The following is a 9,926-nucleotide window of genomic DNA, read 5'->3' as shown; positions in this document are numbered from 1 at the left end:
CGACGCGACCGTCCCGGCCCTTCTCACGCTGTCTCACGCTGGTCGGTGGTGCACCGCCGGGGCGGGACCGGTCAGAACTGGAGCGCCCAGCTGTTGATCCGGCCCGTGTCGTAGCGGGCGTTGTCGCTGACCCGGAGCTTCCAGGTGCCGTTGGCGGCCTCGGAGGAGGCGTTGACCGTGTACGTGGTGACCACGTTGTCGGCGCTGCCGCCCGAGCCGTACGCCTTCAGGTTGTAGACCGAGCCGTCGGGCGCGACCAGGTCGATCTTCAGGTCACCGATGTAGGTGTGGGAGATGTTCACCGGGACCTGGAGCGCGGCCGGGGCGTTGCCGCTGATCCCGGTGACGGTGACCGGGGACTCGACGGTGGCGTTGTCGTTGACCGCGTAGCCGGTGGTGTTCTCGAACTTCTTGCCCGGCTCCGGCGGGTTGGTGTCGCCCGCGCCGACGTACAGCAGCCGGTTCGGCGAGCCGCTGCCCGGGTTGCCGACGACTCCGGGGGTGGAGGCCGCGACGAGGCCGGCGGAGACCTGGGCGGGGGTCGAGCCCGGGTTGTCGGCGAGGTAGAGGGCGGCCGCGCCGGCGACGTGCGGGCTGGCCATCGACGTGCCGGAGATGGTGTTCGTGGCGCTGTCGCCGGTGTGCCACGCCGAGGTGATCGAGGAACCGGGCGCGAAGATGTCCACGACCGCGCCGTAGTTGGAGAAGCTGGAGCGGGCGTCGGTGCTGGTCGTCGAGCCGACCGTGATGGCCTCGGTCACGCGCGCCGGGGACTTGGTGTTCGCGTTGGTCGACTCGTTGCCCGCCGCGACGGCGTAGGTGACGCCGGAGGCGATGGAGCGGCGCACGGCCGCGTCGAGGACCGCGTCGGCGCCGCCGCCGAGGCTCATGTTGGCGACGGCGGGCTTGACGGCGTTCGCCGTCACCCAGTCGATGCCGGCGACGACCCCCGCGGTGGTGCCCGAGCCCTGGTTGTTCAGGACGCGGACGCCGACGATCTTCGCCTTCTTGGCGACGCCGTGGGCCGTGCCCGCGACGGTGCCCGCCACGTGCGTGCCGTGGCCGTTGCCGTCCTGCGAGACGTTGTCGTCGTCCACGGCGTCGTAGCCGTTGAAGGCCCGGCCGCCGAAGTCGCTGTGGCTGATCCGTACCCCGGTGTCGATGACGTAGGCGGTGACGCCCTCGCCGGCCTTGTCGGGGTAGGTGTAGCGCTGGTCCAGCGGGAGGTTCCGCTGGTCGATCCGGTCGAGCCCCCAGGAGGGCGGGTTGTTCTGGGTGGCGGAGACCGTGAAGGTGCGGTTCTGCGAGACGGACGCGACGGCCGGGTCGGCGGCGAACTTCTTCGCCTCCGCGGCGGACGCCTCGACCGCGTAGCCGTTGAGGGCCGCGCGGTAGGTCCGTTCGATGCTCGCGCCGTATTCCTTCGCGAGGGCCTTGCCCTTGGCGGAGTCCGACTTCGCGGCCGAGTCCTTCAGCGTGACGATGTAGCTGTCGCTGATGGTTCCCGGAGCGTCCGCGTTCAGGATCACGCCTTCGGGTGCGCGCTCGGCCGCGGTCGCCGGAAGGGCGGCGGTGGCGAGGGCGACGGCGGCTGCGGTGGCTATGACGGTCGCCGCGGCGAGTCTTCGACGGGCATGGGGGGTGTGACGCATCACTGACATGTGAGGGGTCCTCCTCATAGGCGGTGCTCTGGTGGGGGGTGGTGCCGGAGCCGCACGACCGACTCCCGACAGGGGCATGACAAATCAGCCATCGGAACGCCCCATGTTCTGCGTCGTCCGGTGAGCGGCATGCCCTGCTGCCAGCGAAAGATTGACCGATCCATGGCGAACTCACAAGGGTGCCTTGGGGTGTTTCATACGCCCGTCCTTCACCTGCCATATGCCTGACATGCTGGCGGACATGACGTTCTATTACTGTCCAGTGGATGGGACGCGATCCGCGATCACCGCGCTGACCTGGTGTTGTCCGGTGTGCCGGGGGCCCTGGGATCTCGATTTCACCCCCGCGCGGGGTATCGGGGTGAACGCGCTTTCCGCCCGGATCGATTCATTGTGGCGTTACAAGGATTTCCTCCCGCTCGACTCCTCGGCGATCTCTCTGGGCGAGGGCCGCACCCCTCTCGTAGGGCTCACGGACACCGTTTCGGCGAAGCTCGACTATCTGATGCCGACGCTTTCCTTCAAGGACCGGGGCGCGGTGATGCTCGCGGAGCTGGCCCGGCGGCTGGGCCCGGACCGGGTGGTCGCGGACAGCACGGGCAACGCGGGCACGTCGGTCGCGGCGTACTGCGCGCGGGCCGGGCTCGCGTGCACGGTGTACGTCCCCGAGGGCACATCGCCCAAGAAGACCGAGCAGATCCGGGCCCACGGCGCGCACCTGGTGACCGTCCCCGGCGGTCGGGAGGCGACAGCCCTGGCTGCCCGGGCGGCGGCCGACGAACCAGGGGTCTTCTACGCCTCGCACGTCTTCAACCCGTACTTCCTGCATGGGACGAAGACGTACGTGTACGAGCTCTGGGAGGACCTCGGCGGCCGGCTGCCGGACGCGCTGGCCGTCCCGGTCGGCAACGGCACCCTGCTGCTGGGCGCGGCGCTGGCGGTCGCCGAACTGCACGCGCTGGGCCTGATCGAGACCCGCCCCCGCCTGATCGCCGTCCAGGCCGAGGCGGTCTCCCCGCTGGCCGCGGCCTTCCACGCGGGCGCGGACGACCTGCTTCCGGCCGAGGACGGCACCCCGGCCGCCCCCACGCTCGCGGAAGGCATCGCGATCCCCCGCCCGCCGCGCGCCCGCCAGATCCTGGCAGCGGTACGGGCCTCGGGCGGCACGTTCCTGACGGCGCCGGAGGACCGCATCCGGGAGGCCCAGCAGGACCTGGCAGCACGCGGGTTCTACGTCGAGACGACGGGCGTGGCGTGCTGGGCGGCGGTACGGGAAGGGGGCGAGACCGTGGCGGGCAGCGTGGTGGTGCCGCTGTGCGGGGCGGGGCTGAAGTCGGGGATGGCGGGGTAGGGCGGGCGGGCTGTGGTGGGCGGTCCGGGGGTAGGGAGGGGCCGGCCCGGCGGCCAAGGACGTCCGGGGTGGCGGCGCAGGGCCTCCCGTAAGGGCGGGTTACGCCGGCCAGGCGGCACAGGGCACCCCGGAACGGTGGTCACCCCGGCCCGGCGGCGCAGGGCGTCCCGCGTTCGCGGCCCGGCGGTGCCGGCATCCCCGATGGCGGAATCTGCTCCATCCAGCGGGCAGCCGGACCACCGGTGCGGGGCGCCTGCACGCGGCGGTGGCCCGACGGTGCAGGCATCCCCGATGGCGGAATCTGCTCCATCCAGGGGGCAGCCGGACCACCGGTGCGGGGCGCCTGCACGCGGCGGTGGCCCGACGGTGCAGGCATCCCCGATGGCGGGATCTGCTCCATCCGGCGGGCAGCCGGGCCTCCGGTGCGGGGCCTTCGCGCGCCGTGGCGGTCGACCGTGCGGCCGCCTCCCTACCTTCGTACCGTGAGCCTCCCGCGCGTCTCCGCCCTCGCCCTCGCCCCCATGGTCGTGGCCGCCCTGATCGCCCCGCTGCCGCCCGCCGCCACCGCCGCCGGGCCCGACCCCGTACCGCTGCCGGGCGAGGGCCGCCCGGCCGACTCCCCCGCGTCCCCCGGCCCGGGTGCGCGTCCCCCCGCCTGCGGGGACGCCTCCGACCCGACCTGGGCGCCGGCCTCCACCCGCTTCGGAGAGGCCGACGGCTATGACCCGTACGTCGGCAACGGCTATCTCGGCCACCGCGTCCCCGCCACCGGCGCCGGATACGCGAGCACCGGGGAGAAGACCGGCTGGCCGCTCTACACCCCCCGCTACGACGGCGCGTTCGTCTCCGGGCTGTACGCGGCGGACAAGCCCGTCGCCGAGGGCCGCGAGGTGGTCGCCGCGCTGCCGAGCTGGACGACCGTCGACGTGGGCGTCGGCAAGGAGACCCTCGGCACGGGCACCCCGGCCGGCCGGATCTCGCACTACCGCCAGACCGTCTTCCTCTCCTGCGGCCTCGTCCGCACCTCGCTGCGCTGGACGACCGCCGACGGCCGGGCCACCGACCTCACCTACGACGTCCTGGCCAACCGCGCGGACGTCCACACCGGAGCCGTACGCCTGCGGATGACCCCGCGCTGGAGCGGCACCGCGACCGTCACCGGCCGGCTCGACGAGCGGGGCGCACGCCGGATCACGCTGCGCGAGGACGGCACGTTCCGCACGCTCGGCACCGGGGTCGAGGGGGCGCTCGCCCAGGCGATGCGGCGCGGCGCGGGCGTGGTCGAGACCCTGCGGCCCGCCTCTTCCCCGCACGCGACCCCGGTCCGCGCGGGCCGGACGTACACCTTCGAGAAGTACGTCGGCGTCGACACCGCCCTCACCTCCGCCGCCCCCGCCGAGGATGCCCGCGAGGCGGCGCACCGGGCGGCGCGGCGCGGCTGGGACCGGGTCTTCGCGGCGAACGAGGCGGCCTGGCGCGAGGCCTGGTCCGCCGACGTCCTGGTCCCGGGCGACCGCGAGCTGCAGGGCTGGCTGCGCTCCGCCCAGTACGGGCTGCTGGCGAGCACCCGGCGCGGGTCCGCGAACAGCATCGCCCCGGCTGGCCTGACCAGCGACAACTACGCGGGGCTGGTGTTCTGGGACGCCGAGACGTGGATGTTCCCCGGGCTGCTCGCCACCCGCCCGGAGCTGGCCCGCTCGGTCGTCGAGTACCGCTACCGCACGCGCGGCGCGGCCCGCGCGAACGCCGCGAAGCTGGGCCACGACGGCCTGTTCTACCCCTGGACGAGCGCGAGCCGGGGCCGGCTGGACTCCGAGTGCCACAGTGTGGACCCGCCGCACTGCCGGACCCAGAACCACCTCCAGGGCGATGTCTCGCTCGCCGTCTGGCACTTCTACCTGGCCACCGGCGACCGCGACTGGCTGGCGGCACGCGGCTGGCCGCTGCTGAAGGGCATCGCCGACTTCTGGCGGTCCCGGGCCACGGCGAACGCGGACGGCAGCTACTCCATCAACGACGTGGCGGGACCCGACGAGTACAGCAACGGGGTCGACGACGGCGTCTTCACCAACGCCGTCGCCGCCACCGCCCTGCGCAACGCGACCCGCGCGGCCCGCCTCCTCGGCCGCCGCCCGCCCGCCGCCTGGAACGCGGTCGCGGACGGACTCCGTATCCCGTACGACACGGAGAAGAAGGTCTTCCTCCAGTACGCGGGGTACAACGGCTCCACGATCAAGCAGGCGGACACAGTCCTGCTGACCTACCCGCTGGAGTGGCCGATGGAGCCGGGCGCGGCGGCGGCCACCCTCGACTACTACGCGGCCCGCACCGATCCGGACGGCCCGGCGATGACGGACTCGGTGCACGCGATCGACGCGGCGGAGATCGGGGAGCCGGGCTGTTCGACGTACACGTACCTCCAGCGCGCGGTACGGCCGTATCTGCGGGGCCCGTACGACCTGTTCTCCGAGGCGCGCGGTGACAAGGCGGGGGCGGAGGACCCGCTGTCCGGCTTCCCGGCCGACGACTTCCTGACCGGGAAGGGCGGCTTCCTCCAGGTGTTCACGCACGGCCTGACGGGGCTCAGGCTCCGCGAGGACGGCGTGCGCCTGGCCCCGACGCTGCCGCCCCAGCTCCACGAGGGCGTCACGCTGAAGGGCCTGCGGTTCCGGGACGCGGCGTACGAGGTCGCGATCGGGCCCCGGACGACCACGGTCCGACTGACCTCGGGCAGCCCGTTCACGGTCCACACCGAAGAGGGGCCGCGCCGCCTCGCCTCCACGCTGACCCTGCCCACCCGCCGCCCCGACCTGACCCCGACGGCCGACGCGGCGCGCTGCCGCCCGGTGACGGCGACCTCCGAGGCCCCGGGCCTGTACGCGGAGGCGGCGGTGGACGGGAGCCCGGCGACGTCCTGGTCCCCGGAGGGCGCGGAGGGCTCCCTGGCGGTGGACCTGGGCGCGCGCCCGCTGCGGGTCACGGCGGTGACCCCGCGCTGGAGCGACGTACCGCCCGCTTCCTCCACGTTGGAAACCTCCCTGGACGGCCGCTTCTGGCGTCCGTACCTGGCGGGCGACACGGCCAGGAAGGTACGGCTGACGGTCCGCTCGCAGGACCCGGAGAAGCCGGCGGGGGTGACGGAACTGCGGGTGGAGGCGGAGGACCGGTAGAGGGCCGCCTCACCTCCTACCGGCAGACGGCCGCCGCCCCACCCCATACCGGTGAGGGGCCGCCTCACCTCGTACCGGCAGGGGCAAGGGCCCGCCTCAGCTCTTCGGGCAGGGCGGCACCTTGCCGCTGCGCCGGTCGCGGGCGTACTCCGCACCGGTCTGCTCGTACCAGTGCTGCGCCGGAGGGGGCCCCGAGGGCAGGCAGTCGAAGGACGGGAAGTAGACCCTCCGGTAGCCGGACGGGTCGGTCATGCGCGCGGTCAGCTCGAAGGGCTTGCCCCCGGGACCGCTGATCGTCGTCTCCGCGGTGCCGCCGCCGACTTCGTAGTGCACCCGGTACCGCCAGCGGCAATAGCCCGTCGAGGCCGTCGCGTGGACGATGAACGCCTCGGTCTCGTTCTGGTTCAACGTGATGTGCTTGGCCTCGGGGCCGGTGAAGAACGGCTTGGCATCCTTGGCGCCGTTGCCGGAGATCTTGAGGCGCGGGCGCGGGGCGTCCACCTCCAGCTCCAGCGGAATGACGTCCATGACCCCCTGGGAGGGGAAGTGCGCCAGGCTACCGCTGAGCGGCTTCTCGCACTTCCCTCCCTCCAGTACGGGCACGATGTCGGTGATGCGGACCTGCTGGGAGGCCCGGCCCTGCACGGTGATCATCCACTCCGCGTTCCCCGCGTCGACGGCCTTCCGGCCCTCCCGCCAGGGGCCGCCCGACGAGATCTCTTCGATGATCTTCCGATCCGTGGCACTCCCGGCGCCCTCCGCGTCGCGCACCACGTAGTACCCGATGTCCTTGACGTCCTTGACCTCGACCACGTCGATGGCGTTCTGCGGGGAGAGCCGGTCCGGCACCCGGTCCAGCGGCAGGATCGTTTTCACCGACGCGGTCAGGACGTCCTGGAACGTCACGGTCACCACGGCCAGCAGGATGCCCAGCAGCCAGGTGGTCGGGCTCTTCACGAACCGCAGCCGGCCCGTCGCCGCCTCTTCCTCCTCGGGGCGCGGCGGGTGCTGCCCGCTCCCCCGGCGTACGCTCGCCCGGGTCAGCGCGCCCGTCCTGCGGGCCCCCCGTCGGTTATTCGCCATCGACCGGCTGCTCCTCGCGCTCATCGGGGTGGGAGGCCGCGAAAGCCTCCGCACGTCGCATCATCAGCAGAACCCCTCCCAGGAACGCGAGCCCCGTGGCCCACCCCCAGGCCGCCCCGAACCGGACGGCGTCGCCGAGGGCCACCTCCAGATGTTTCTCCGCCGCACCGCTTTCGCCGCGCGGGGCGAACCATCGCATCAGCCGGCCGTCCACGAACGCGGCGACGACGGCCGCCAGGACCGTCGCATACCAGCCCTTCATGACCAGGTCGACTCGGGCCGCGGGGCGCCACCGCCGTACCTCCGCCGCCCGCCGCGCCAGGGTGCGGAGCGCCACGGCCAGCACCAGGAGGAAGACGACACAGACCACCAGGGTCGCGATCCAGCCGCCGAGCAGTTCGGTCCTGAGCGGGCGCAGGCGCAGCGCCGGATAGAGAACACCGCTCCACTCCTCGACCGTGGCCGGCGGCCGGTAGGTGTCCCAGAGGTCCGGATCGAAGGTGACCGAGGCATCCGGAGACCCCGGGGCCCCCTGGGACAGATGCCTCACCCGGTTATGGCGCAGGACCGGCCCCCCGGCGACGGCGAGCAGCACGGCCGGGATCAGCCCGGCGCAGAGGAGCCGACGCCGCTCCCGTACGGAGACCGGCGACAACCTGCCGCGCTTCTCGTGGCCGTCGCGGCTATCGTGCTGGGCCGCGCGGCTGTCGGTGTCCTCCCCGATCCCGAGGAAGGCCCGCAGAGGTTGCCAGGCCCGGTAGCGCCACACCACGAGCCAGAGGGCGACCTGCAGCCACAGCGTGAGCAGCGCGAACTGGGCTGCCGCGCCGGGCACTTCACCGATCTGGGCCCGCACGACCCATTCACGGTACGTGGGCACGGCACCGGCGGCGTCCGGATCCAGCGCCGGACCGATCAGCATCGCCACCCCCGCGGCGAGCAACGTGGCTCCCCCCAGGGCGAGAACGGCCCCGAACCTCGGCCTGATACCGGTACTGCCGCGGAGTACGCCGTAAGTGAGCAGACCGCTCACCAGCAGGAAGACCACCTGCGGCAGCCACCCCTGCACGTGGTGCAGGTCGCGGACCGCGAAGCCTTCGAGCGAGAGCCCCAGCAGCCGGATCTCGCCCACGGTCGCCTCCGGCTGCACGGCGTCGGAGACCTGCTGCTTCAACGGGTCGAGGAAGAACAGGACGATCGCCTGACACCACGCCCCGTAGGAGGCCAACAGCATGGACGGGCGGCGATTCACCGTCGTATTCCCCCGAGTCGCCTGTGCTGTAGGTGAGTTGCGGCAGCAAGTCTGCCGTACGGGCACAGCCGCACAAAGACTTTTACGTCCGAGAGGCCGCAGAAGCCCCCCGGGACACCGGCCCGGCAGCGCCGCTCGTCACGCCTCTCGTCCGACCGACGGCTCAGCGGCTCCACGGCGCAGCAGCTCGACAGCTCGATGGCCGAGCGGCTCCGCGACTCCCTCCGTGGCTTCGTGGCTCGGCTCAGCAGCTCAACGTCTCAACCGCCGGTGGTCGGCCCCCGCCCCGGCAGCCGGGTCTCCCCGGCGGCCTCCGCCTCGGCCTTCGCGTCGCTCACCGCTGCGGCGGCCTCCTTCGCGGCCTCGTCGGCGGCGGTGACGGCGTCCAGCGCGAGCGTCGAGTTCGGCTCGATCTCCGGTGCTCCGACGCCGTCCTTGTCGCTGTCCGCGACATCGGCGGCCGCCGCGTCCGCGCGCTCCGCGGACGGGGGCGGGTTCGTACCGGACGACTGGTCGCCGAACGCGCTGGTGACGGTACGGATCGCCTCGGTCAGCTCGCCCGGGATCACCCAGAAGGTGTTGTTGTCGCTGCCGGCGAGGTGCGGGAGGGTCTCCAGGTACTTGTACGCCAGGACCTTCGCGTCGGCGTTGTTGCGGTGGACGGCCTGGAAGACGAGCTCCACGGCCTTCGACTCGCCGTCCGCCCGCAGGATCATGGCCTGCTGCGTGCCCTGGGCCTCCAGGATGTCCTTCTGCTTCGTGCCCTCCGCGGTGAGGATCTTGGCCTGCCGCTCACCTTCGGCGTGCAGGATGGCCGCGCGCTTGTCCCGCTCGGCCCGCATCTGCTTCTCCATCGCCTCCTTGATGGTGTTCGGCGGATCGATGGCCTTGATCTCGACGCGGTTGACCCGGATGCCCCACTTGCCCGTCGCGTCGTCGAGGACGGCACGGAGCCGGGCGTTGATCTCCTCACGGGAGGTGAGCGTCCCCTCCAGGTCCATGGAGCCGATGACGTTCCGCAGGGTGGTCACGGTGAGCTGGTCGATGGCCTGCAGATAGTCGGCGACCTCGTAGGCCGCGGCCCGGGGATCGGTGATCTGGTAGTAGAGCACGGTGTCGATGTTGACCACGAGGTTGTCCTCGGTGATCACCGGCTTGGGGTCGGACGAGTACACCTGTTCACGCACGTCGAGCTTGGTGTTGACGCGGTCCGCCACCGGCAGGACGAAGTTCAGGCCGGGCTGAAGCGTTCTGCGGTACCGGCCGAACCGCTCGATGTTGTAGCGGCGCGCCTGCGGAACGATCCGCACGGTGGCGGCCACGAGGAACACCACGACGAGCGCCGCCACAAGGATAGGGATGACCAGCGGATCCATGCTTCTTCCTCCATCGCTGCTCGCTACGGGCGC

6 protein-coding genes are annotated in these 9,926 nt (G+C 72.4%); 2 read left to right on the top strand and 4 right to left on the bottom strand.

Annotation, left to right across the window (positions count from 1 at the left end):
• Positions 1 to 71: 71 nt before the first annotated feature.
• Entirely contained in the window at positions 72 to 1,661 is a 1,590-nt protein-coding gene (locus tag ACFWM7_RS04365; RefSeq protein WP_383254935.1) for a S8 family peptidase, read from the bottom strand.
• A gap of 229 nt (positions 1,662 to 1,890) precedes the next feature.
• Between ACFWM7_RS04365 and ACFWM7_RS04360 the strand changes: the two genes are divergently transcribed.
• Both ACFWM7_RS04360 and ACFWM7_RS04355 read left to right on the top strand, forming a co-directional pair.
• Positions 1,891 to 3,012, top strand: coding sequence for a threonine synthase (locus ACFWM7_RS04360; protein ID WP_383254947.1), 1,122 nt, complete (start codon positions 1,891 to 1,893; stop codon positions 3,010 to 3,012).
• 521 nt (positions 3,013 to 3,533) lie between these two features.
• Positions 3,534 to 6,182 (top strand): glycosyl hydrolase family 65 protein, encoded by a 2,649-nt coding sequence (locus ACFWM7_RS04355; protein WP_383254945.1) that lies wholly within the window; start codon positions 3,534 to 3,536, stop codon positions 6,180 to 6,182.
• Positions 6,183 to 6,278: 96 nt separating this feature from the next.
• Here the strand turns inward: ACFWM7_RS04355 and ACFWM7_RS04350 are convergent, their stop codons facing one another.
• The 3 genes from ACFWM7_RS04350 to ACFWM7_RS04340 all read right to left on the bottom strand — a co-directional run bounded on the left by ACFWM7_RS04350 (position 6,279) and on the right by ACFWM7_RS04340 (position 9,893).
• Positions 6,279 to 7,265, bottom strand: coding sequence for a hypothetical protein (locus tag ACFWM7_RS04350; RefSeq protein ID WP_383254934.1), 987 nt, complete (start codon positions 7,263 to 7,265; stop codon positions 6,279 to 6,281).
• A complete protein-coding gene (locus ACFWM7_RS04345; protein ID WP_383254929.1) occupies positions 7,255 to 8,517 on the bottom strand; it encodes a hypothetical protein in 1,263 nt (420 codons plus the stop codon). Before ACFWM7_RS04345 ends, ACFWM7_RS04350 begins: the two co-directional genes overlap by 11 nt.
• A 260-nt stretch (positions 8,518 to 8,777) precedes the next feature.
• Positions 8,778 to 9,893 (bottom strand): SPFH domain-containing protein, encoded by a 1,116-nt coding sequence (locus ACFWM7_RS04340; RefSeq protein ID WP_383254927.1) that lies wholly within the window; start codon positions 9,891 to 9,893, stop codon positions 8,778 to 8,780.
• Between the last annotated feature and the right edge of the window lie 33 nt (positions 9,894 to 9,926).

It is taken from the genome of Streptomyces sp. NPDC058375 (assembly GCF_042723425.1).
Lineage (GTDB): Bacteria > Actinomycetota > Actinomycetes > Streptomycetales > Streptomycetaceae > Streptomyces > Streptomyces durocortorensis.
This window is presented reverse-complemented; position numbering and strand designations above follow the sequence as displayed.

What these genes read in the sequence shown, in the direction of transcription:
- ACFWM7_RS04365 (WP_383254935.1), bottom strand. Translation starts at nt 1,661, where the DNA reads ATGTCAGTGATGCGTCACACCCCCCATGCCCGTCGAAGACTCGCCGCG.
- ACFWM7_RS04360 (WP_383254947.1), top strand. Translation starts at nt 1,891, where the DNA reads ATGCTGGCGGACATGACGTTCTATTACTGTCCAGTGGATGGGACGCGA.
- ACFWM7_RS04355 (WP_383254945.1), top strand. Translation starts at nt 3,534, where the DNA reads ATGGTCGTGGCCGCCCTGATCGCCCCGCTGCCGCCCGCCGCCACCGCC.
- ACFWM7_RS04350 (WP_383254934.1), bottom strand. Translation starts at nt 7,265, where the DNA reads ATGGCGAATAACCGACGGGGGGCCCGCAGGACGGGCGCGCTGACCCGG.
- ACFWM7_RS04340 (WP_383254927.1), bottom strand. Translation starts at nt 9,893, where the DNA reads ATGGATCCGCTGGTCATCCCTATCCTTGTGGCGGCGCTCGTCGTGGTG.